19 protein-coding genes and 1 tRNA gene are annotated in these 23,298 nt (G+C 68.3%); 15 read left to right on the forward strand and 5 right to left on the reverse strand.

Annotated features, from left to right (window positions below; translation table 11 throughout):
• Positions 1–3: 3 nt before the first annotated feature.
• Positions 4–906, reverse strand: coding sequence for a LysR family transcriptional regulator (locus CVH10_RS04065; RefSeq protein ID WP_106487896.1), 903 nt, complete (start codon positions 904–906; stop codon positions 4–6).
• Positions 907–1,008: 102 nt separating this feature from the next.
• Between CVH10_RS04065 and CVH10_RS04070 the strand changes: the two genes are divergently transcribed.
• From CVH10_RS04070 to CVH10_RS04110, 9 genes are all read left to right on the forward strand, one after another.
• Positions 1,009–2,127, forward strand: coding sequence for a muconate cycloisomerase family protein (locus tag CVH10_RS04070; protein ID WP_106487897.1), 1,119 nt, complete (start codon positions 1,009–1,011; stop codon positions 2,125–2,127).
• A 38-nt stretch (positions 2,128–2,165) separates the two neighbouring features.
• A complete protein-coding gene (catC, locus tag CVH10_RS04075; RefSeq protein ID WP_106487898.1) occupies positions 2,166–2,456 on the forward strand; it encodes a muconolactone Delta-isomerase in 291 nt (96 codons plus the stop codon).
• Positions 2,457–2,509: 53 nt separating this feature from the next.
• A complete protein-coding gene (gene catA, locus CVH10_RS04080; RefSeq protein ID WP_106487899.1) occupies positions 2,510–3,484 on the forward strand; it encodes a catechol 1,2-dioxygenase in 975 nt (324 codons plus the stop codon).
• Between the two features lie 54 nt (positions 3,485–3,538).
• Positions 3,539–4,924, forward strand: a complete 1,386-nt coding sequence (locus CVH10_RS04085) for a Rieske 2Fe-2S domain-containing protein (RefSeq protein ID WP_106487900.1) — start codon at positions 3,539–3,541, stop codon at positions 4,922–4,924.
• Positions 4,921–5,406 (forward strand): benzoate 1,2-dioxygenase small subunit, encoded by a 486-nt coding sequence (gene benB, locus CVH10_RS04090; protein ID WP_106487901.1) that lies wholly within the window; start codon positions 4,921–4,923, stop codon positions 5,404–5,406. Before CVH10_RS04085 ends, benB begins: the two co-directional genes overlap by 4 nt.
• Before the next feature lie 33 nt (positions 5,407–5,439).
• Positions 5,440–6,483: a benzoate 1,2-dioxygenase electron transfer component BenC gene (gene benC, locus CVH10_RS04095; RefSeq protein WP_106487902.1), complete on the forward strand. Its 1,044-nt coding sequence runs from the start codon at positions 5,440–5,442 to the stop codon at positions 6,481–6,483.
• A complete protein-coding gene (benD, locus tag CVH10_RS04100) occupies positions 6,480–7,265 on the forward strand; it encodes a benzoate diol dehydrogenase BenD (RefSeq protein ID WP_106487903.1) in 786 nt (261 codons plus the stop codon). Before benC ends, benD begins: the two co-directional genes overlap by 4 nt.
• A gap of 88 nt (positions 7,266–7,353) precedes the next feature.
• Entirely contained in the window at positions 7,354–8,595 is a 1,242-nt protein-coding gene (locus tag CVH10_RS04105; RefSeq protein WP_106487904.1) for a benzoate/H(+) symporter BenE family transporter, read from the forward strand.
• A 79-nt stretch (positions 8,596–8,674) separates the two neighbouring features.
• Positions 8,675–9,928 carry a benzoate/H(+) symporter BenE family transporter gene (locus tag CVH10_RS04110; protein ID WP_369335730.1) on the forward strand — a complete coding sequence of 418 codons (1,254 nt, stop codon included), beginning with the start codon at positions 8,675–8,677 and terminating at the stop codon, positions 9,926–9,928.
• Positions 9,929–9,975: 47 nt separating this feature from the next.
• On the opposite strand, the gene CVH10_RS04115 is transcribed toward CVH10_RS04110, so the two are convergent.
• Positions 9,976–10,884, reverse strand: coding sequence for a LysR family transcriptional regulator (locus CVH10_RS04115; protein WP_106487906.1), 909 nt, complete (start codon positions 10,882–10,884; stop codon positions 9,976–9,978).
• Positions 10,885–11,111: 227 nt separating this feature from the next.
• Here CVH10_RS04115 and salA point away from each other — a divergent pair, with 227 nt between their 5' ends.
• The 4 genes from salA to CVH10_RS04130 all read left to right on the forward strand — a co-directional run bounded on the left by salA (position 11,112) and on the right by CVH10_RS04130 (position 14,303).
• Positions 11,112–12,443, forward strand: coding sequence for a salicylate 1-monooxygenase (gene salA / locus CVH10_RS04120; protein ID WP_219924676.1), 1,332 nt, complete (start codon positions 11,112–11,114; stop codon positions 12,441–12,443).
• A 160-nt stretch (positions 12,444–12,603) separates the two neighbouring features.
• Positions 12,604–12,738: a hypothetical protein gene (locus CVH10_RS27220; protein WP_258394089.1), complete on the forward strand. Its 135-nt coding sequence runs from the start codon at positions 12,604–12,606 to the stop codon at positions 12,736–12,738.
• A gap of 231 nt (positions 12,739–12,969) precedes the next feature.
• Entirely contained in the window at positions 12,970–14,181 is a 1,212-nt protein-coding gene (locus CVH10_RS04125; RefSeq protein WP_369335720.1) for an N-acetylmuramoyl-L-alanine amidase, read from the forward strand.
• 46 nt (positions 14,182–14,227) lie between these two features.
• Positions 14,228–14,303, forward strand: a tRNA-Thr gene (locus CVH10_RS04130).
• Between the two features lie 71 nt (positions 14,304–14,374).
• Here CVH10_RS04130 and CVH10_RS04135 read toward each other — a convergent pair.
• Positions 14,375–15,184 (reverse strand): acyl-CoA thioesterase II, encoded by an 810-nt coding sequence (locus CVH10_RS04135; RefSeq protein WP_035597584.1) that lies wholly within the window; start codon positions 15,182–15,184, stop codon positions 14,375–14,377.
• 90 nt (positions 15,185–15,274) lie between these two features.
• Here CVH10_RS04135 and tadA point away from each other — a divergent pair, with 90 nt between their 5' ends.
• Complete coding sequence (gene tadA / locus CVH10_RS04140) at positions 15,275–15,745, forward strand: tRNA adenosine(34) deaminase TadA (RefSeq protein ID WP_035597582.1); 471 nt, start codon at positions 15,275–15,277, stop codon at positions 15,743–15,745.
• Here the strand turns inward: tadA and CVH10_RS04145 are convergent.
• Positions 15,725–17,707, reverse strand: coding sequence for a diguanylate cyclase (locus CVH10_RS04145; RefSeq protein WP_052052529.1), 1,983 nt, complete (start codon positions 17,705–17,707; stop codon positions 15,725–15,727). The two genes, tadA and CVH10_RS04145, sit on opposite strands and share 21 nt — an antisense overlap.
• A 9-nt stretch (positions 17,708–17,716) precedes the next feature.
• The gene (gene mltF / locus CVH10_RS04150; protein WP_106487908.1) at positions 17,717–19,171 is read right to left on the reverse strand and encodes a membrane-bound lytic murein transglycosylase MltF; all 1,455 of its coding nucleotides are present in this window, start codon (positions 19,169–19,171) and stop codon (positions 17,717–17,719) included.
• Positions 19,172–19,337: 166 nt separating this feature from the next.
• Between mltF and purL the strand changes: the two genes are divergently transcribed.
• Positions 19,338–23,273 carry a phosphoribosylformylglycinamidine synthase gene (gene purL, locus CVH10_RS04155; RefSeq protein ID WP_106487909.1) on the forward strand — a complete coding sequence of 1,312 codons (3,936 nt, stop codon included), beginning with the start codon at positions 19,338–19,340 and terminating at the stop codon, positions 23,271–23,273.
• The last annotated feature ends 25 nt before the right edge of the window (positions 23,274–23,298 follow it).

Below are 23,298 nucleotides of genomic sequence, written 5' to 3' on the forward strand. Positions count from 1 at the left end.
CTCTCACGGATAGCGCCCGCTGCGGCGGTTTTCCACCAGTACCTCGAGGATGGCGTTGGCCTCGCGCATCACCGGCGAGGGCGGCTCGTCGCGGCGTCGGCTGCACAGGGTCGGAATGGTGATGTGTGGTTCGGCCAGGTAGACGAAGCTGATGCCGTCACGCTGGACGCGCTTGACTTGCTCCGGCACCAGGGTGATGCCCATCTCCGAGGCCACCAGGCCCAGCGCGGTCTGCACTTCGTTGGCCTCCTGGGAGATCGTGATCTTGAGCCCGCGGCGCCGGAACATGCCGAGCACGGTGTCCGCCATGCTCGGCCGCGGCGTGGCCGGGAACAGGATCAGCGGGTACTCGGCCAGCTGCGCCATGGTCGGCGTGGTGCCTTCCAGCGGATGCCCCTTGGGCAGCGCCGCCATCAGCGGCTCCTCGAACAGCACCTCCTGCTCGACCTCCGGGTCATCGAGTTGTAGCCGGCCGAAGCCGATATCGATGCGGCCCGCCTTGAGGGCCTGAATCTGCTGCACCGACGTCAGTTCGACCAGCGTCAGCTCCACGTCATCCTTTTGTCGCAACTCGCGCACCAGCAGCGGCAGCTGCCCGTAGAACACCGACGGAACGAAGCCGACGCTGAACAGCTGGCGGTGGCTGCGGGCGATGCGCCGGGTATCGGTGACCGTGGTGTCCACCTTCTCCAGTATCTGCAGGGTATGTTCATAAAAGAAGTGTCCTGCCGCCGTCAGGGCCAGGCCGCGCGGTCCGCGGTCGAACAGCCTGGCGCCAATCTCCTTTTCCAGGTTGTTGATTTGTCTGGTTAAAGGCGGTTGTGCCATATGCAGTTTGGCGGCCGCCCGGGTCATGTTCAACTCCCTGGCCGCGACGCAGAAGTAGCGAAGATGGCGAAGCTCCATAATACCTCCTAGGTATGGCTGCGGACTCAAACCATATTGGTTGGCTCTCACCGGGGCAAGCACACTGCCAACACTTCCCCAGTGCGTAGCCCAGGAGCCTTCATGTCCGCCGTGATCGAGTCCATCGAGACGCTGCTGGTCGACTTGCCGACCATCCGTCCCCACAAGCTTTCCATGGCCACCATGGCCTGCCAGACGATGGTCATCGTGCGCATGCGTCACAGCGACGGCATCGAGGGCCTGGGCGAGGGCACCACCATCGGTGGCCTGAGCTATGGCCCGGAGAGCCCGGAGAGCATCAAGCGCAACATCGACGCCTACCTGGCGCCGCTGCTGGTCGGCCAGCCCTCGAGCAACCTCAACGCCCTGATGGCGCGGCTGAACCGCCACGTGCGCGGCAATCCCATCGCCAAGTCGGCGCTGGAGACCGCGCTGCTGGACGCCCAGGGCAAGCGCCTGGGGCTGTCGGTGGCCGAGCTGCTGGGCGGCGCCCGCCAGACCCATCTGCCGGTGCTGTGGACCCTGGCCTCCGGCGATACCCGCAAAGACATCGACGAGGCCTTCCAGCGCCTCGACGACGGTCGCCACTGCGACTTCAAGCTCAAGATCGGCGCTAGTGCTCTGGAGCGGGACGTGCGCCACGTGGCCGACATCAAGGCGGCTCTGGGCGATCGCGCCAGCGTGCGCGTCGACGTCAACCAGGCCTGGGACGAGGCCACCGCGGTGCGCGGCATCGCTGCCCTGCAGGACGCCGGCATCGCGCTGATCGAGCAGGCCATTCCGGCTCGCGAGCAGGCGGGTCTTATTCGCCTGGCCAACCGCTTCGAGGTGCCGATGCTGGCCGATGAGTCGGTGGCCGACGCCCGAGATGGCCTGGATCTGATTGGCAGCGGCTTCAACGGCGCCTTCGCGCTGAAGATCGCTAAGGCCGGCGGGCCAAGGCCGGCTCTCGAGCTGGCGCAGCTGGCCCAGAATGCCGGCATCGGCCTCTACGGCGGCACCATGCTCGAGGGCACCATCGGCACCGCCGCCTCGCTGCATGCCTGGGCGACTCTGCCCGAGATGGCCTGGGGCACCGAGATGTTCGGGCCCCTGCTGCTCAAGGACGACATCGTCGCCGAGCCGCTGCGCTATAACGACTTCGGCGTCGACCTGCCGACCGGCCCCGGTCTCGGGATCAGTCTCGACGACGACAAGCTCAAACACTATTCACGCAACTAATCCCGGGTGCTGACACCGTTTCAGGGAAGGAGATGACCATGTTGTTCCAGGTAGAAATGACCGTGAATCTGCCGCCGGAAATGCCCTCCGAGCAGGCCGCCGAGATCAAGGCGACCGAGAAGGCCTACTCCCAGGAGCTGCAGCGCGCCGGCAAGTGGCGCCACCTGTGGCGGGTGGCCGGCAGCTACTCCAACGTCAGCATCTTCGACGTCGAGGATAACGCCGAGCTGCAGGAACTGGTTTCCAACCTGCCGCTGTTCCCCTACATGGAGATCGCCGTCAAACCGCTGTGCCGCCACCCCTCCTCCGTGCGTGACGACGACAGCTGATCCCGTCGTTCATCGAAGACGATGCGATATAACAACGAGATGAGGATGCCAGTATGACCGTGAAGATTTTCGACACTCCCGAGGTTCAGGACTTTCTCAAGGCCGTCAGCGGCTTCGGCCAGGAAGGCGGCGACGATCGTGCCAAGCAGATCCTGCATCGCCTGCTCTCCGATCTGTACCGGCTGATCGACGACTACGACGTCACGCCCGAGGAGTTCTGGTCCTCCGTGAGCGTGCTCAACGCGCTCGGCCAGGGCACCCAGTTCGGCCTGCTGGCCCCGGGGCTCGGTTTCGACCACTACCTCGACATGCGCCTGGACGCGGCCGACGCCGAGGCCGGCCGTACCGGTGGCACGCCGCGCACCATTGAGGGTCCGCTCTACGTGGCCGGCGCGCCCGAGATCCAGGGGAGCGGGCGCATGGACGACGGCACCGACACCGACGGCGAGGCGATGTGGCTGACCGGCCAGGTGCGCGATACCTATGGCCAGCCGATCGCCGGGGCCAAGGTCGAGATCTGGCACGCCGACTCCAAGGGTGGCTACTCCTTCTTCGACCCGTCGCAGAGCGAATACAACCTGCGTCGCTCGATCATCACCGACGCCGAGGGTCGCTACGCGGTGCGCAGCATCGTTCCCTCCGGCTATGGCGTGCCAGAAGGCGCGCCTACCGACCAGGTTCTCAAGGCCCTGGGTCGCCACGGCCAGCGCCCGGCGCACATCCACTACTTCATCTCGGCGCCGGGTCACCAGCACCTGACAACCCAGATCAACCTGGCCGGCGACCCCTACACCTTCGATGACTTCGCCTTCGCCACTCGCGAGGAGCTGGTGGTCGAGGGACAGCGGATCGAGGATGCTGCCGCCATCGATGCACGCGGCTTCGAGGGACCCTTCACCGAAGTGGTGTTCGACGTCGCGCTGTCGCCGACCGACGCCGCCGAGCTCCAGGTGCGCCACAAGCGTCCGCGGGCCAAGGAAGACGAGCAGGACCAGGCCAGCCAGCAGGCGGGTACCGCCCAGGTTTGAGTGCCGACGAGTCCCTTCTTCCCTGACCCTTTACCATCCGTGAGGAGCCTGATCATGACCAGCAAGCTTGATCGTCTCGAACAACGCGTCCGCGGTGCCGTCGTCGACGACGCCGAGGCCGGTACCTTCCGCGTGCATCGCAGCATCTTCACCGACCCCGAGTTCTTCGAGCTCGAGATGAAGCACGTCTTCGAGGGCAACTGGCTGTTCCTGGCCCACGAGAGCCAGATCGCCGAGCCCGGTGACTACATGACCGTCACCATGGGGCGCCAGCCGGTGGTCATCACCCGCGACAAGCAGGGCGAGCTGCATGCCCTGATCAACGCCTGCGCCCACCGCGGTGCCACCCTGTGCCGCAAGAAACGCGGCAACAAGGGCACCTTCACCTGCCCGTTCCATGGCTGGACCTTCAAGAACGACGGCAAGCTGCTCAAGGCCAAGAACGAGAAGACCGGCGCCTACCCGGACGCCTTCAAGAGCGAGGGCTCCCACGATCTCACGCGGGTGCCGGTGTTCGAGAACTACAAGGGCTTCCTGTTCGGCAGCCTGAGCACCGACGTGATGCCGCTCGAGGAGTACCTGGGCGAGACCACCAAGATCATCGACAACATCGTCGACCAGGCGCCGGAAGGCCTGGAGATCCTGCGCGGCACCTCGTCGTACACCTTCAACGGCAACTGGAAGCTGGGCGCGGAGAACGGCGCCGACGGCTACCACGTCAGCACCGTGCACTGGAACTACGCCTCGACCATGGACCGCCGCAACTACGACGCCGGCGGCACCAAGGCGGTGGACGCCGACGGCTGGTCGAAGAGCCAGGGCGGCTTCTACTCCTACGAGAACGGCCACATGATGCTGTGGACCCGGCTGCTCAACCCCGAGGTGCGTCCGGTCTATACCCGCAAGGACGAGATCGAGGCCGAGCTGGGCGAGGCCCGGGCCGACTCCATCGTCAACCAGACCCGCAACCTCTGCCTTTACCCCAACGTCTACCTGATGGACCAGTTCTCTACCCAGATCCGGGTGATCCGTCCGCTGTCCGTGGACAAGAGCGAGGTGACCATCTACTGCTTCGCGCCCAAGGGCGAGTCGGCCGAGAACCGCGCGCTGCGCATCCGCCAGTACGAGGACTTCTTCAACGTCTCGGGCATGGGCACGCCGGACGACCTGGAAGAATTCCGCGCCTGCCAGACCGGCTATGCCGGCGAGGACGCCGAGTGGAACGATCTCAGTCGCGGCGCCAAGCAGTGGATCGAGGGCGCCGATGACAACGCCCGGGCGATCGACATGAAGCCGCTGCTGAGCGGGGCATCGCCGGAAGACGAGGGGCTCTACGTGCTGCACCACCAGCACTGGGTCGAGGAGATGCTGCGCGCCATCGACAAGGAACGCAGCCAGTTTATCGCCACGGTCGGCGCCAATGAGGAGGCTTCCGCATGAACTATCTCGATATTCAGGCCTTCGTGCATCGTGAGGCGCGGCTGCTCGACGACCGCCAGTGGGACGAGTGGCTGGCCTGCTACCGCCAGGACGCGGAGTTCTGGATGCCGGCCTGGGACGACGACGACGAGCTGACCGTGGACCCGCAGTCCGAGATCTCGCTGATCTACTATCCCAACCGCGAGGGGCTGGAGGACCGGGTCTACCGCATCAAGACCGAGCGCAGCGGCGCGACCAGCATTCCCGAGCCGCGCACCACCCACCTGATCAGCAACCTCGAGGTGCTGAAGCAGGAGGGCAACACGGTGGAGCTGCGCTTCAACTGGCACACCCTGAGCCACCGCTACCAGCAGACCAACCAGTTCTTCGGTACCTCCTTCTACACGCTGGACGTGTCGGGCGAGGCGCCGCTGATCACCCGCAAGAAGGTGATCCTGAACAACGACTACATCCACCAGGTCATCGACGTCTATCACATCTGATCGCGTCGCCCGGACCGGGTGAGGAGAACGACCATGAGTTATACCATCGCGCTCAACTTCGAAGACGGGGTCACCCGCTTCATCGGCTGCAAGGAAGGCGAGACCGTGCTTGACGCCGCCTACCGGCAGAAGGTCAACCTGCCCATGGACTGCTCCGACGGCGTCTGCGGCACCTGCAAGGGCCACTGCGAGCAGGGCACCTTCGACCTGGGCGACGAGTATCTGGATGAGGCGCTGTCCGACGAGGAGGCCGCCGAGGGCCAGGTGCTGACCTGCCAGATGGTGCCGTCGACCGACTGCGTCATCCAGGTGCCGGTGGCCTCGACCCTGTGCAAGACCGCGGTCGGCAAGCTCGAGGGCACCGTGGCCGAGGTCGAGCAGCTCTCCGAGGACAGCATCGAGTTGGCCATCGATCTCGACGACGGCGCCGAGCTGGCCTTCCTGCCCGGCCAGTACATCCATATCGGCGTGCCGGGCACCGACGCGCATCGCTCCTACTCCTTCAGCTCCAGGCCGGGCGAGACGCGGACCACCTTCCTGATCCGCAACGTGCCTAACGGGCTGATGAGCGGCTACCTCACCGATCAGTGCAAGCCGGGCGAACGCCTCGAGCTGACCGGGCCGATGGGCAGCTTCTACCTGCGCGAAATCACCCGCCCGGTGCTGATGCTGGCCGGCGGCACCGGCCTGGCACCGTTCCTCTCCATGCTCGAGCAGCTGGCCCAGAAACGGGAGGAGGGGCAGGACTGTGACCAGCCGATCCATCTGATCTACGGCGTCAACAAGGACGACCATCTGGTCAAGACCGATGCCCTGGACGCGATCCAGCAGCGGCTGCCGAGCTTCACCTACGCCACCGTGGTGGTGGACGAGGCCAGCGAGCATCCGCGCAAGGGCTACGTCACCCATCACATGGCGGCCGAGGTGCTGCACGACGGCGACGTCGACGTCTACCTGTGCGGGCCGCCGCCGATGGTCGACGCCGTGCTCAAGCATTTCGACGAGCAGGGCATCGCCCCGCAGAGCTTCTACTACGAGAAGTTCACGCCCAACCAGGCGCCCGGGGAGGCCGCATGAGCCGAGAACGCTTCCAGGGCCGGGTGATGGTGATCACCGGCGCCGCCCAGGGCATCGGTCGGCGCGTCGCCGAGCAGGCGGCCGCCGAGGGCGCCCGCCTGGCGCTGGTCGATCGCGCCGAGATCGTCCGTGACGTGGCCGCCGAGCTGACCGAACAGGGCGTCGATGCCATCGCCCTGCTGGCCGACCTGGAGACCTTCGAGGGAGCCGAAGGCGCCATGCGCGAGGCCCTGGCGCACTTCGGCCGCATCGACATCCTGATCAACAACGTGGGCGGGGCGATCAACTTCAAGCCGTTCACCGAGTTCAGCGCCGACGAGATCTCGGCCGAGATCACCCGCTCGCTGATGCCGACGCTGTGGTGCTGTCGGGCGGTGCTGCCGGCCATGGTTGAGCAGGGCGGCGGCGTGATCGTCAACGTCTCCTCGGCGGCGACCCGCGGCATTCATCGCATTCCGTACTCGGCGGCCAAGGGCGGGGTCAACGCCATGACCGCATCGCTGGCCTTCGAGCACGCCGAGCACGGCATCCGCGTGGTGGCCACGGCGCCCGGCGGCACCGAGGCGCCGCCGCGGCGCATCTCGCGCGGCACCCCGGAACCGCGCAACGAGACCGAGCAGGCCTGGTTCCAGGCCCATATCGACCAGACCAAGCAGAGCTGCCTGTTCGGCCGCTACGGCACCCTGGACGAGATGGCCGCGCCGATCCTGTTCATGGCCTCCGACGAAGCGAGCTACATCACCGGTAATGTATTGCCGGTGGCCGGGGGAGACCTTGGGTAGCGCCAAACGCCAGCTAACGCCGCCCCGTCAGGGGCGGCCTCCGACGGCAAGCCCCTGATACCAATGACAACAATCTTCGGAGCACAGCATGAAACATCTCGAGAAAGGCGTCAGCCTGCGGCATGCGCCGGCTGACTTCATCCGCGATCTCAACGTCGACAACGTCAGCGCGGGGATCGTGGCCGGGCTCTTCGGCATCAGCGCCAGCGTGATCCACGTCGGCGCCGGCACCGCCGCCGGGCTCGATCAACATTTCATCATGATCTGGGTCATCGCCTACCTGATGATCAACGGCCTGTTCGGGCTGATCATGCCCGCCTACTATCGGCTGCCACTGCCGATGGCCAACTCCATTCCCGGCGCGCTGCTGTTCGCCGCCATCATCCCGGTGGTCGGCGTGGAGGCGGCGCTCGGTGCCTCGCTGATCGCCGGGGCCATCGCGCTGGTGGCCGGGCTCGCGGGGGTGATGGGCATCGTCATGAAGCTGATTCCCATGCCAATCGTGATGGGCATGGTCGGCGGCGTGCTGCTCAAGTTCGGCCTCAACATGGTCGCACCGCTGGAGAATGCCCTGGTACCGGCGGCGGTCATGATCCTGGCCTTCTTCCTGTCGGCGCGCTTCCTGCGCCGGGTGCCGCCGCTGATCGTGGCCATGCTGGCCGGCATCGCCTACATGGCCTACGCCGGCATCGACTTCTCGGGCGTCGAGTTTTCGGTGACCTTCCCCGAGTTCATCGTGCCGACCTTCACCCTGGAGGCCTTCCTGGCCTACGGTCTGCCGCTGGCGCTGATCCTGGTGGGTATGGAGACCCCCGCCGGCGTGGGCTTGGTCAAGGGCATGGGCTACAAGGAAGTGCCGGCCAATGCCATCACCGCGGTGGGCGGCTTCGCGACCATGATCTCGTCCTTCTTCAACCTGCACAGCACCTGCATCGCCGCGCCGATGACCGGCATCTGCTCCTCGCCCGAGGCCGGCAAGCTGGACAAGCGCTGGGTGGCGGCGGTGATCGCCGGGGCCATCTTCGTGGTGGCCGCTCCCTTCTACGGTTTCGTCATCAGCCTGATCGAGGCGATGCCGTCCTACTTCGTCGCCATCGTCGCCGGCCTGGCGCTGCTCAAGGTGATTACCTCGGCGATGTACATGACCTTCGCCGCCGGCAAGCACGAGATGGGCGGACTGTTCGCCTTCCTGATCGCCGCCTCGGGGCTGCAGATCCTCGGCATCGGCGCCTCCTTCTGGGCCCTGGTGCTGGGCGTGTTCATCTCGCTGGTGTTCGAGACCAAGGACTTCGAGTTCATTCGCCGGGCCGCCCACGAGCCCAGTGCCTGACACCGGGCCCGCTTCGCGATACCGTCTTCTCCGTTGGCCCGTGGCTGCCTGGCAGCGCACGGGCCTTTTTTCTCTCGCGGTGGCGCCGGCTCGGCGTCTCCGCTCGGATCTTGCCAAGGAACTCGCCATGCGACGCTTCAAGGACTGGTCGATTCCCGCCGTCACCGCCGGGTTTGTGGCGGTGTTGATCTCCTACGCCGGCCCGCTGGCCATCTTCTTCCAGGCCGCCCAGAGCGCCGATATCTCCCCGGCCATGATGACCTCCTGGGTGTGGGCGATCTCGATCGGCGCCGCCGTGTCCGGCATCGGCCTCAGCCTGTGGCTCAAGGTGCCGGTGGTGACCGCCTGGTCGGCGCCGGGCACGGCGCTGCTGGTGACGCTGTTCCCCGAGCTCTCGCTCAACGAGGCGGTGGGGGCCTATCTCACCGCAGCGGCGGTGATGCTGGTGATCGGCGTGAGCGGCTCCTTCGACCGCATCATCCAGCTGATTCCGCCCGGCATCGCCAGCGCCATGATGGCCGGCATCCTGTTCCAGTTCGGGGTCGGCGTCTTCGAGTCGCTGGCCACGGTGCCGGCGCTGATGATCGGCATGCTGCTGGCCTATCTGGTGTTCAAGCGCCTGACGCCGCGCTACTGCCTGGTGTGGCTGCTGATCGTCGGGGTCGGCCTGGCCGTGGCCCTGGAAGGCGCGAGCCTCGACGGCGTCACCGTGCAGCTGGCCTCGCCGATCTTCATCGCCCCGGAGTGGACCTGGCAGGGCACTCTCGGCCTGGCGATCCCGCTGGTGCTGGTCAGCCTGACCGGGCAGTTCCTGCCGGGCATGGCCATCCTGCGTACCTCCGGTTACAACACGCCGGCCAGGCCGATCGTCACCGTGGCCAGCCTGACGTCGCTTGCCACCGCCTGTTTCGGCGGCATCACCACGGTGATCGCGGCGATCACCGCGGCGATCTGCACCGGCGAGGAGGCGCACCCGGACCGCGACAAGCGCTACGTGGCGGGGATCGCCAACGGCCTGTTCTACCTGATCGGCGGCACCTTCGCCGGCACCATCGTGCTGCTGTTCACCTCGCTGCCCGGGGAGTTCGTGGCGGTGCTGGCCGGGCTGGCGCTGATCGGCGCCATCGCCAGCAATGTCAGCGCCTTCGTCGCGCGCAAGGAGCATCTCGAGGCCTCGGTGATCACCTTCCTGGCTACGGCCTCGGGCGTCAGCTTCCTTGGCCTCGGCTCGGCCTTCTGGGGCGTGGTGATCGGCGCCATCGCCTACAACGTGCTGCATCGCCGCTTCGTGCGACGCGAGGAAACGGAGCAGGCGTCCGACAGCGCGAACTGAGCGTGAACCGAGCGGGGAGGGCGGACGGCGGTCGATGCGCTGGACCGTCAGCCTTCGGCGAACATCTCGTGGATCAGGCGGCGCAGCCAGCGATTGCCGGCATCCTGGTGGAAGCGACGGTGCCAGAACAGGTTGATCGGCACTTCGGGTAGCGCCAGCGGATGTGGCATGGCGCGCAGGCCGAAGCGAGCGGCGGTGGCCTCGGCCAGCTTGTCGGTCACGGTCACCACCAGGTCGGTGTCGCTGACGATGTAGGGCATGGCGACGAAGTGCGGCAGCCGCAGCCGCACCGGGCGGGTGATGCCGCTCTTGACCAGCCACTCTTCGACCCGGCCGTGTCCGGTGCCTCTGGCCTCCACCACCAGATGACGGGCCGAGACGAAGTCGTCCCGCGAGAAGTCGCCTGCGGCGAGGGGATGATTTTCGCGCATCAGGCAGACGTAGCGCTGCACGAACAGCCGCTGCTGATAGAAGCCGGCGTCCAGCTGCGGGATCAGCCCCACCGCCAGGTCGACCCGGCCCTCCTCCATGTCCTGTTTCATGTCGCGAAGATCGCTGCGTACGCTTTCGAGCGAGACGCCCGGGGCCAGCTCGGCCAGCCGTGACATCAGCCGGGGCAGGAAGTAGATCTCGCCGATATCACTCATGGCGATGTGAAAGGTGCGCTGGCTGGCGGCCGGGTCGAAGTCGTGGCTGAGGGTGAGTGCCTCCTGCAGGTGGGCCAGGCCCTGCTCGACCGGCTCTTGGAGCTGCGTGGCGTAGGGCGTCGGCATCAGGCCACGGGAGGTGCGCTCGAAGAGCTCGTCATCGAGCAGCGTGCGAAGGCGCTTCAGGGCATGGCTGACCGCGGGCTGGGTCAGGCCGAGATGCTCGGCGACGCGCTGGGTGTTGCGGTGCCGATAGAGCAGGTCGAATACCACCAGCAGGTTGGTATCGATCTGTGAGAGCTTGCGCATGTGGGGGCCGTGTCCGGGGGATGTCGTGTCTCGTGCAGAAAGCCACGGATGGCGGTATTTTTCGACCTAGACAAAGGTCCCGTGTCAGCCCGCCATGTAGGCGGTAACTTTCTGTTCAGCAAGGATATTAGTGGCGTTTATGTTCGTAATGAAGCGGGTTTCGTGGTGACTCGCAGCGTGGCGGCTTAGCGTGAGGTTACATCCTTCGTCCCTGACAGGAAGCGACCATGACAACAATGAACATCACCCCGCGTTCCACGGCCTCGCGCCTTCGCATCGGCATCGTCGGCGGCGGTATCGGGGGTGTGGCTCTCGCCGTTGCCCTCGCTCGGTATCCCGACCTCGAGGTGCATCTGTTCGAGGCCGCCGAGCGCTTCTCGGAGATCGGCGCCGGGGTCTCGTTCGGGCCCAATGCGGTGCGGGCGATCTCGCTGCTCGGCCTGGAGGACGCCTATCGGCACATCGCCGATGCCTCGCCGGCGCCCTTCGAGGATATCTGGTTCGAGTGGCGTCGCGGGCGCGACGACGCCTACCTGACCGCCTCGCTGGCGCCCGGCGTCGGCCAGTCCTCGGTCCATCGTGCGGATTTCCTGGATGCCATCGTCGCCCACCTGCCCGAGGGTATCGCCGACTTCGGCAAGCGCTGTCAGGAGGTGACGCAGGACGCCGAGGGCGTCAGCGTGCGCTTCGAGGACGGCAGCACCTTTCAGGGCGATATCCTGATCGGTTACGACGGCATCAAGTCGTCGGTGCGCGAGCACGTGCTACCGGTCGAGGAATTCGGCGCCTTCGAACCGCGCTGGAGCGGCACCCAAGCCTATCGCGGGCTGGTGCCCGTCGAGCGACTACGGGAGGCGATGCGCGAGGCCGGCGTCGACGACCGGCTGTCCGTGGTGCCGCAGATGTATCTGGGCGAGGACCGCCATCTCCTGACCTTCCCGGTGAAGCAGGCGACGCTGATCAACGTGGTGGCCTTCGTCACCGACCGCTCCTCGCCCGACCCGCGGCTGCCGGAGGACGCGCCCTGGGTGGCGGATGTCGACCGCCAGGCGATGCTCGACGACTTCCCCGGTTGGGGCGCCGCCTCCAGGGCGATCCTCGGCTGCATCGATCAGCCGACCCGCTGGGCGCTGCACGAACTGCCGGAACTGCCGCGCTATGTCCGCGGCCGGGTGCTGATCGCCGGCGATGCTGCCCACGCCATGCTGCCGCATCAGGGCGCCGGCGCCGGGCAGGCGCTGGAGGACGCCTACGTGCTGGCCAGCCTGCTGGGCGACCCGGAGTGCCGTCGCGCCAGCGTCGCCGCGGCGCTGGCGGCCTTCGAGGCGGTGCGGCATGCCCGCACTTGCCGCGTGCAGGCCACGTCCCGCGAGGCGGGAGACGTCTACGAGTACGCCGCTCCCGGCATCGGTGCCGACGAGCCGAGTCTCATCGCGGAACTGGAGCGGCGCTTCGGCTGGCTCTGGCATCACGATCCGCTCGACGACGCGGCGGAGGCGCGGCGTCGTCTGGGCTGGCCCGCGGCGATGGCCGATGAGGCGGCGGTGCCATCGGCCTGATCATCGGGCGTTCAAGGGGGCGAGAGGCGCGGTAGGAGAGAGGGGCAGGAGAGGGATGGTAGGAGAGAGGCGTCGAGGGAGGTGCAGTGGTGGATTAGACCAAAGTCGTTAGACTAAGGTATAATTCAATCCACGTTCACCGACGCAAGGATCATCTACCATGACGACTGCTACCGCCACCGCCCGTCCTTCCCTGGCCAAGCGTTTCGGCAAGCGTGCCTACCGCGTGCTGGAAGTGATGACCGAGAACGCCTATCGCAACTTCCAGAGCCGCATGGCCTACGCCTACATCTAAGGCGCAGGGTTCGACCGGCACCTGATCCTGGCGGTCCGCGACCTCGCGGACGCCGGGTGCCGGCCACCTCTTCCTTTCCTGCGTTTCCTCTGCCGTATTCCACCGAACGTCCATCCCTGCAACGGGGAGTCTCCGCGGACGCGGTGCCCGCTCAAGCCTCTCCCATCCTGGCCGATACTCTTCCGACGCATTAGGGAAGGGCGACTCGTGCCGTGAGGGGATGCAAGCCAGATGATCGATCGTGAAACCCGGAGTGGACGCCGACGCGGCGCACGCCTGCTGGCCTGCCTGTCGGGCGCGCTGCTGTTCTGGAGCCTGATGGCGCTCGGCGGCGAGGTGCAGGATCTGCGACTGCGCAGCGAGGCGGCGCATACCCGGGTGGTGCTGGACCTTTCCACGGCGATGGCGAGCGATGTCTTCACGCTGCGCGGGCCGGACCGGTTGGTCATCGACCTGGCCGAGGGCCGTCTGGCCGGCGAACTGGCGGATGTGCCGCTGGCCGGCAGCCCGATCACCGGCATTCGCACCGGGGCCCGCGGCGACGGCACCCGGGTGGTGCTCGACCTGAGCGGCCCCGTCGAGGTCGAGAGCCATGATCTGCCGCCCGCGGGCCTTCAGGGGCATCGGCTGGTGCTGGACCTCGCCGCGTCCGGCCCCGCGGCCGCGCCGCCGGCGCCGGTCGATCCTGCGCCTTCACTGCCGAGCGGTGGTGGCCGCGATATCGTGATTGCCGTGGATGCCGGTCATGGCGGCAAGGACCCGGGCGCCGTGGGGCCGAGTGGCACCTACGAGAAGGACGTGGTGCTGGAGCTGGCCCGGCGGCTGGCCCGGCGTCTCAACGAGGCGCCGGGCTTCCGCGCGGTCCTGACCCGGGATCGCGACGTCTACGTGGGGCTGCGTCGACGGACGACCATCGCCCGCGAGCATCGCGTCGATTTCTTCGTCTCGATCCACGCCGATGCCGTGGACCGGCCGGGGCCCCACGGCAGTTCAGTCTATGCGCTGTCGACGAGCGGTGCCAGCTCGGAGTCCGCCCGCTGGCTGGCCAACAGCGAGAACCGCGCGGTGATCGCCGACGACGAGGCCTTCATCGCCCTGGCCGAGCAGGACATGGCCACCCGCAGCGCGCTGCTCGACCTCTCCATGAACGCCACCCTCAACCAGTCGCTGGCCGCCGGCGGGCGCATCCTCGAGCGGTTGGGGCGCATCAACGACCTGCACAAGTCACAGGTCGAGCAGGCCGCCTTCGTGGTGCTGAAGTCGCCCGACATTCCCTCGCTGCTGGTCGAGACCGGGTTCATCTCCAATCCGAACGAGGAACGTCGCCTGCAGAGCGGCGCCCATCAGCAGGCGCTGGTGACATCCATCGTCGAAGGGCTCCGGGCGCACTTCCAGGCCGAGCCGCCGGAGGGCACCCTGCTGGCGGCCAGCAGCGGGCGCTGAGGCCTCTTGGCAGCGCGGCGTGTCGGGCCGTATGATGCGGCGCAAAGCCGGTGTAGCTCAGCTGGTAGAGCAACGCACTCGTAATGCGTAGGTCGGTGGTTCGAGTCCACTCACCGGCACCACTTTTCGCGACGCCGCCCCTGATATCAGGGGCGGCGTCGTCGTTCATGGCCCGGGTCGCGACGTCCCCGGCTCAGTCCTCCACGCGGGTCAGGCCCTCCTGGGCGCTGGAGGCGACCAGGCGGCCCTGGCGGTCGTAGATGCTGCCGCGGGTGAAGGCGCGGGCGCCTCCGGCCCAGGGGCTGTCCATGTCGTAGAGCAGCCAGTCGTTGACCCTGACGTCGCGGTGGAACCACAGCGAGTGATCGAGGCTGGCGATGCGCAGGTCGGGATCGCCGAAGCGCTTGCCGTGGGGCACCAGCGCGGTGGTCAGCAGGTGGAAGTCGGAGCTGTAGGCGAGCAGGTAGCGATGCAGGGCCGGGTCGTCCGGCAGCTCGCCGGCGAGGCGGAACCACAGCCGCTTGCGGGCCGGGCGCCCCGGCTCGGCGTCGTCCTCGATGTGGCAGAACTCGATGGGGTGGCCAGGGAAGCGCTGGTGCAGGTTGGCCCGGTCGAGGGCCTCCGGGGAGGGCACCTCGGGCATCGTCGGCTGGTGGTCGAGGCCGCTCTCCTGACCGTGGAAGGAGGCGCTGCAGAAGAAGATCGGCCGGCCTTTCTGGATGGCGGTGATGCGGCGGGTGGTGAAACTGCGGCCGTCGCGCACTGCGTCGACCTGGTAGATCACCGGGCGGCTGGCGTCGCCGGGGCGCAGGAAGTAGCCGTGCAGCGAGTGCACGCGCCGGCTGGCGTCCACGGTATGAGTGGCCGCGGAGAGCGCCTGGCCGAGCACCTGGCCGCCGAACAGCTGGGGCAGGCCCAGATCCTGGCTACGGCCGCGGAACAGGTTCTCCTCCAGGGGCTCGAGGCGCAGCAGGTCGGCCAGGTCGTTCAGGGCGTCGCTCATTCCGGGTATCCTCCATGGGCCACGGCATCCGCGCGTGGCGGGCGTTCATACGAATGTTTCATTCTGAGTAGTCTACGGGAGTCGGCGGTCATGCGCAGCGACGAGTTCTACATGCATCGTGCCCTCGAGCAGGCACGGCTGGCCGGGGAGGCCGGGGAGGTGCCGGTCGGCGCGGTGGTGGTGGACGCCGCCGGCGAGATCGTCGGCGAGGGCTACAACGCGCCGGTGGCGGGCCATGACCCCAGCGCCCACGCCGAGATCCGCGCCCTGCGCGATGCCGGCACGCGCCTCGGCAACTACCGCCTCGATGGCTGCACCCTGTTCGTGACCCTGGAGCCCTGCCTGATGTGCACCGGGGCGATCATCCACGCGCGGCTGGCACGGGTGGTCTACGGCGCCGCCGAGCCACGCACCGGCATGGTCGAGTCGAAGGCCAACCTGTTCGCCCAGCCCTGGTACAACCATCGAGTGACGGTGGAGGGCGGGGTGCTGGCCGCCCGGGTCTCGAAGTTGCTCAAGGCCTTCTTCGCCGAACGCCGTTCAGGGGCCACCGACGGGTAGGTCGGCCGGCGAGGTGGCCCGCTCGATGCGGTCGCGCCCCAGTGACTTGGCACGGTAGAGGGCGTCGTCGGCGGCCTGGAGCAGCTCATCGGCCACCAGCGGCCCCTCGTCGAGGGTCGCCACGCCGACGCTGAGGGTCACCGGTGCGCCGTCCTGGTGCGTCAGCCGACTCTCGGCGAGGGCCGCCTGCAGGCGCCTCGCCACCGCTTCCGCGTCTTCCGCGCTCGACCCGGGCAGGCAGGCGACGAACTCCTCGCCGCCGAGCCGGGCGAAGACGCCGCCGGCGGCATCGAGCACCGCGTGGCCGAGTCGGCCCAGCTCGGCGAGATAGCGGTCGCCGACCAGGTGACCGAGCCGGTCGTTGACCAGCTTGAAGTGGTCGATATCGCACAGCAGCACGCTCAGCGGCCGCACCCGGTCGTGTTCCGCCAGCACCTGCAGGAAGCGGCGTCGGTTGGGCAGCCGGGTGAGTTCGTCGTGGGTGGCGAGCCACTCGACTTCCTGCTGCAGCCGGGTGCGGTTGCGCACCTCGCGGCGCAGCTCGCGGTTGGAGCGCCGTGCCTGACGGTGCTGCAGTTGCATGTAGCGGCGGGCGAACAGGGCCAGGTAGAGCAGGTAAGCCAGCGTCAGCCCCGCCGCCAGGGTGACCACCGGCAATCGTGGGCGCCGGGCCAGCAGGGCATCGTGGCCGGGGCGGGTGATCAGGGTCAGCGACAGGTCGTCCAGCGTCAGCGGCGAGGCATGGCGCCAGGGGCCGGGGCGCCGGGCGGTGCCCTGGTGGGCGAGCAGCCGGTTGCCGTCCAGCAGCGTCAGGGCGGCAGTGTCGGGGGCGACCTGACGGAACAGCGTGTCCGCCATCGAGCGCAGGCCGACCACCACGCCCACGGCGCCGAGGATGCGGGCGTCCCGGGCCTGGATGACCGGCAGGTAATGGACCATGCCGGGCTGGCCCTGGAGCAGCGCGATGACCCGGGTCTGGCCGATGGTGCCATCGTGCAGGGCCTTGCCCAGCGCCTCGCGTCCGTCCGGCTGAGCCTCGAACAGCCGGGTGCCGAGCAACGGCGTGTTGTACGCATTGGCCGGATGCACGTGGAGGATACGGCTTCGCGGGTCGATGAACGCGATGTTGAGCAGGTACGGGAAGTCCTGGTGGTACAGCTCGGCCTGATAGGCCCACTGGTCGGCGGAGGGCGGTGCGTCCTGCCAGCGCCATGACGCGGCGAAGCGACGCATGGCGGCCAGGTGGTCGTCGATCTCGTCCGAGAGCCGCTGGCCCAGCCGTTGCCCGAGCTCGGCAATCGCCTGCTGCTGCTGGCGGTCGGCGTCCCGATGCTGGTGATACCACAGCCCCATCGTCAGCGTGGCCAGCAGCAGCGAAGGCCACAGGGCGCGCAGGATGCTGTTTCGCGAGGTCCGCCAGCCACCGAGGATGTCGACCAGCTGGGCGAGCAGCAGGCAGGCCTGGGCGGCGAGCAGTGGGCCGTCGGGGCTCAGCGCCAGCGGCCCGTCCGCGGGGTGAGGGGCCAGCAGTTGAGCGAGCAGCGCCAGGCCGGCGGTGCTCATCAGCAGCGGGGCGCCGAGGTTGGCTCGGGTGCGGGTCAGCAGGCTGAGGTTCAGCAGGCCCAGGCACAGCAACATCAGCAGCGGAGGACGCCAGTCGTCGATGTGGCTCCCCGCCATCAGGCGCCCCGCCCAGCGGTTCCAGTCGGCCTGGGACACCCAGGCTTCCGGCAGCTGATAGCTGAGCAGGGCGATGGCCAGCCAGGCCAGCGTCGGCCATGTCACCAGCCGCGACAGCGTCAGGTGCCGCAGGTGCCAGGCCAGCTGGCCGGCGGCGGTCAGGCCGATGACGATCAGTTCCATGCCGGCTCCCGCCAGGGGCAGGGACGCCATCAGCAGGCCGAGCAGCGCCACCAGCGGGGCGGCGGCCGACAGCGGCAGGGCGCCAAGCCGGTATTTCATGAGCGGATCTCAGCCGCTCGGCGGGGCGCCAGTGTCGTCCGCGCCAGAGGGCTGACGGGCGCTGAGGCGATGGAACTGCTGACGGCTGCGGTCCACATAGGCGAGGATCTCGTGGTAGCGACGAATGTTGCGAACGTAGATGACCGGCTCGCCGCCCCTGGCATAGCCGTAGCGGGTCTTGCTGTACCATTCGCGCTCCTGCAGCAGGGGCAGGGCGTCGCGCACGTCTTCCCAGGTGTCGGGGTCGCCGCCGCGCATCTCGGCGAGGCGACGGGCATCGTAGAGATGGCCGAGGCCCACGTTGTAGGCGGCCAGGGCCATGAACAAGCGGTCGTCCCCGGTTATCGACTCCGGCAGACGATCCTTTAGCGAGCGCAGGTAACGCGCGCCGCCATGGATGCTCTGGGCCGGGTCGAGACGGTTGTCGACGCCGAGCTCCCCGGCGGTGGCATTGGTCAGCATCATCAGCCCGCGCACCCCGGTAGGCGAGGTGGCGTCGGGCCGCCAGTGGGATTCCTGATAGCCCACCGCGGCCAGCAGCTTCCAGTCGAATCCGCTGTCGCGAGCGGCCTCGCGGAACAGGGCGTCGTAGGTGGGCAGCCGTTCGTGGACGTGACCGATGAAGGTACGCGCGCCGACGTATTCCAGATAGTTGTCGCGACCCAGATAGCGGGTTTCGAGGCTGGCCAGCAGGCCGCTGTCCTGCAGCGTCTCGAGGAAGCGATTGGCCTCGCGCAGCAGGCCGAGCCCGCGCTCGCTGGGAAAGGCCCAGGCCAGCGACAGCGGGCGCCCCAGCCGGAAACCGTCCTCCACCTCGGGGAAGAACAGCCGGTTGAGGCGGAACTGGCGCTCGAAGACCACGGCGGCGTCCAGGGTTCCATCGGCAACCCGGCCGAGCAGTGCCGAGACCTCGATGTCATCGGCCTCCTGCCAGCTCAGCCAGGGGTGCTCGGCCTTCAGTTCGTGCATCACCCGATCGGTGCCGGTATTGCTCAGGGTGCCGATCGCGAGACCCTCGAGGTCGGCGATCTCGCCGGGGGGCGGCAGCCCGCGGCGATACACCAGCACCGGTTGCAGCGGCAGGATGGGGCGGCTGAACATCAGGCCGTCCAGGGTGGGGTCCAGCGGCAGGGCCGCGGCGCCGAGATCGCCCTCGCGGCGGACCGCCTCGAGGACTCCGGCGATGTCGTGGTCGGCGTCCAGGTTGAGGCTGACGCCCAGGAAATCGGCGAAGCGCCGCATCAGCTCGTATTCGAAGCCGGTCGGCCCCTGGCGGCCCTCGTAGTAGGTCGTGGGGGTGTTACGGGTCTGGACGTTGAGGAAGTCCCGCGTCCGTACCTCCTCGAGCAGAGGTCCGGGGGCGCGGTGGGGGCGGTCGGTGATCAGCCCCAGCCCCAGTAACGCGCACAGGGTCGCGTAGTTGCGCCGGCGGCGGCGCAGGTGGTCGAGCAGGGATGCCAGCATAGTGATGTCGGGATGCGATGAGTACCGCCACCTTACCCAGCGCCTCGCAGGCTGTCATCCACGCCGATTTCTCGCCGCCCGCGCTTTCCAGTATCATGTGCGCTCATTGCCGCCGGCCGCGGCCCCCGTCTTTACCGCATTCTGCTTGTTTCAGAGGCCCCAGGATATGCTCGAACTGCGTGGCGCGCCCGCCCTCTCCGCCTTCCGTCATGCCAAGCTGCTCGAAGCGTTGCACGCCGTGGCTCCACAGGTCGAGGCGCTCGGCGCCGACTACGTGCACTTCGTCGACCACGACGGCGAGCTGGAGGGCGAGGATCGCCGCCTGCTCGAGCGCCTGCTGGACTACGGCCCGGCCCACGATACCGGTGCCCGGGGCGACGGTCGCCTGTTCCTGGTGGTACCCCGCATCGGCACCCAGTCGCCCTGGTCCTCGAAGGCCACCGACATCGCCCGCAACTGCGGCCTGAGCCAGATCCGTCGCCTCGAGCGCGGCATCGCCTACCGGGTGCGCTTCGCCGGCGAGCTCTCCGAGGAGGCCTACGAGGCCGTCCTCGCGGCGCTCCACGACCGCATGACCGAGACGGTGCTGTTCGACGCCTCCGACGCCGCCCGGCTGTTCGCCCACCACGAGCCGGCGCCACTCGGCCAGGTGGACATCCTCGGCGGCGGTCGCCCGGCGCTGGAGGAGGCCAACGTCGCGCTGGGCCTGGCGCTGGCCGAGGACGAGATCGACTACCTGTGCGAGGCCTTCCAGGGCCTGGGCCGCAACCCGGCCGACGTCGAGCTGATGATGTTCGCCCAGGCGAACTCCGAGCACTGCCGGCACAAGATCTTCAACGCCGACTGGGTGGTGGACGGCGAGGCCCAGCCGCGCTCGCTGTTCAAGATGATCAAGAACACCTATGAAGCCTCGCCGGACGACATCCTCTCGGCCTACAGCGACAACGCCGCGGTGATCCGCGGAAGCCGGGCCGGCCGCTTCTTCGCCGCGCCGCTGACCGGCGACGCCGCCGAGCGCGCCGTCTACGCCGCCCACCAGGAGCCGGTCAACATCCTGATGAAGGTGGAGACCCACAACCACCCGACGGCCATCGCCCCGCATCCGGGCGCGGCCACCGGCGCCGGCGGCGAGATCCGCGACGAAGGCGCCACCGGCATCGGCGGCAAGCCCAAGGCGGGCCTGACCGGCTTCACCGTCTCCAACCTGCGCATCCCCGAGTTCGTGCAGCCCTGGGAAGCCTTCGACTACGGCAAGCCCGAACGCATCGTCGACGCCCTCGAGATCATGCTCGAGGGGCCGATCGGCGGCGCCGCCTTCAACAACGAGTTCGGTCGCCCCAACCTGACCGGCTACTTCCGCAGCTACGAGCAGGACGCCCTGGGCGCCAACGGCGTCGAGCGTCGCGGCTTCCACAAGCCGATCATGATCGCCGGCGGCTACGGCAACATCCGCGAGGACCACGTCCAGAAGGGCGAGATTCCGGTCGGCGGCAAGCTGATCGTGATGGGCGGGCCGTCGATGCTGATCGGCCTGGGCGGCGGCGCGGCTTCCTCCATGGCCTCCGGCGCCTCCAGCGCCGACCTGGACTTCGCCTCCGTGCAGCGCGACAACCCCGAGATCGAGCGTCGCGTGCAGGAAGTGATCGACCGCTGCTGGGCGCTGGGCGACGACAACCCGATCTGCTTCATCCACGACGTGGGTGCCGGCGGCCTGTCCAACGCCCTGCCGGAGCTGGTCAAGGACGGCGACCGCGGCGGCCGCTTCGAGCTGCGCGAGGTGCCCAACGCCGAGCCGGGCATGAGCCCGCTGGAGATCTGGTGCAACGAGGCCCAGGAGCGCTACGTGCTCGCCGTGGCCCCGGAGAACCTCGCGGCCTTCGATGCCCTGTGCCAGCGCGAGCGCTGCCCCTACGCCGTGGTCGGCGAGGCCACCGAGGCGCATCACCTGGAGGTCCGCGACGGCCACTTCGACACCAAGCCGGTCGATCTGCCGATGAGCGTGCTGTTCGGCAAGCCGCCCAAGATGACCCGCGAGTTCAGCCGCGAGAGCCGCGAGATGCCGGGCATCATGCTCGACAACCTCGACCTGCGCGAGGCCATGGACCGCGTGCTGCGCCTGCCCACCGTGGCGTCCAAGAACTTCCTGATCACCATCGGTGACCGCTCGATCACCGGCCAGGTGGCCCGTGACCAGATGGTCGGCCCGTGGCAGGTGCCGGTGGCCGACGTGGCGGTGACCACCGCGACCTTCGACACCCATGCCGGCGAGGCCATGGCCATGGGCGAGCGCCCGCCGGTGGCGCTGATCGATCCGGCCGCCAGCGCCCGCCTGGCGGTGGCCGAGACCATCACCAACCTGGCCGCGGCGCCGATCGCCAAGCTCGGCGACGTCAAGCTCTCCGCCAACTGGATGAGCGCGGCCAGCCATCCGGGCGAGAACCAGGCGCTGTATGACGCCGTGCATGCCGTGGGCATGGAGCTGTGCCCGGCGCTCGGCATCGCCGTGCCGGTGGGCAAGGACTCCATGTCCATGCGCACCGCCTGGCAGGCCGAGAACGACAAGGGCGAGGTCGAGGACAAGAGCATCACCTCGCCGCTGACCCTGGTGACCACCGGCTTCGCCCCGGTCACCGACGCCATGAAGACGCTGACCCCGCAGATCGACCTGACCCAGGACGAGTCCGACCTGATCCTGATCGATCTCGGCGGCGGCAAGAACCGCCTCGGCGGCTCGGCGCTGGCCCAGGTCTACGGCCAGGTGGGCGACGAGTGCCCGGACCTGGACGATCCGGAGGACCTCAAGGCGTTCTTCACCGTGATCCAGGGCCTCAACGCCGACGGCAAGCTGCTGGCCTACCACGACCGCAGCGACGGCGGCCTGCTGGTGACCCTGCTGGAGATGGCCTTCGCCGCCCACGCCGGCCTCGAGATCAAGCTCGACTGGCTGATCGACGAGCCCGCCGATGCCTTCAACGCGCTGTTCGCCGAGGAGCTCGGGGCGGTGATCCAGGTGCCGCGGTCGCACACCGAGGACGTGCTGGCGCAGTTCGCCGGCGCCGGCCTCGAGAGCTGCGGCGTGATCGCCCGGCCGCGCTACGACGACCAGGTCCGCGTGACCCTGTTCGAGGAGCCGCTGCTCGAGACCACCCGGCTGCTGGCCCAGCGCACCTGGGCAGAGACCAGCTATCGCATGCAGGCGCTGCGCGACAACGCCGAGTGCGCCAAGAGCGAGTTCGACGGCCTGCTCGACGGCCGCGACCCGGGTCTCTCCGCCCAGCCGAGCTTCGACGTGAACGAGGACATCGCCGCGCCGTTCGTGAACACCGCCAAGCCGGCGGTGGCGGTGCTGCGCGAGCAGGGCGTCAACGGCCACCTGGAGATGGCCTGGTCGTTCGACAACGCCGGCTTCGAGGCCGTCGACGTGCACATGAGCGACATCCTCGAGGGGCGCGTCGGCCTGGAGGAGTTCAAGGGCCTGGTGGCCTGCGGCGGCTTCTCCTACGGCGACGTGCTGGGCGCCGGCGGCGGCTGGGCCAAGTCGGTGCTGTTCAACGAGCGGGCCCGCGAGCAGTTCGCCGGCTTCTTCGGCCGCGACGACAGCTTCGCCCTGGGTGTGTGCAACGGCTGCCAGATGCTGTCCCAGCTCAAGGAGCTGATCCCCGGCGCCGAGGCCTGGCCGCGCTTCGTGCGCAACGAGTCCGAGCAGTTCGAGGCCCGCGTGGCCATGGTGCGCGTGGAGGAGAGCCCGTCGATCCTGCTCTCCGGCATGGAAGGCTCGCTGCTGCCGATCGCCGTGGCCCACGGCGAGGGCCGCGCCGAGTTCCGCGACAGCGCGCACCTGCGCAGCATGCAGGGTTCCCCCCAGGTGGCGCTGCGCTACGTGGACAACTATGGCCAGGTGACCACCCGCTATCCGGCCAACCCCAACGGTTCGCCCTCCGGCATCACCGGCCTGACCACGCCGGACGGCCGCGTCACCGCCATGATGCCGCACCCCGAGCGCGTGGTGCGTGCGGTGACCAATTCCTGGCGTCCGGCCGAGTGGACCCGGGACGGCGCCTGGATGCGTCTGTTCCGCAATGCTCGTCGCTGGCTGGGCTGATCGGTCCCGCTGATCGACGCGAGAC

Origin of the sequence: Halomonas sp. ND22Bw (assembly GCF_003011945.1) — a bacterium.
Classification (GTDB): domain Bacteria; phylum Pseudomonadota; class Gammaproteobacteria; order Pseudomonadales; family Halomonadaceae; genus Halomonas; species Halomonas halophila.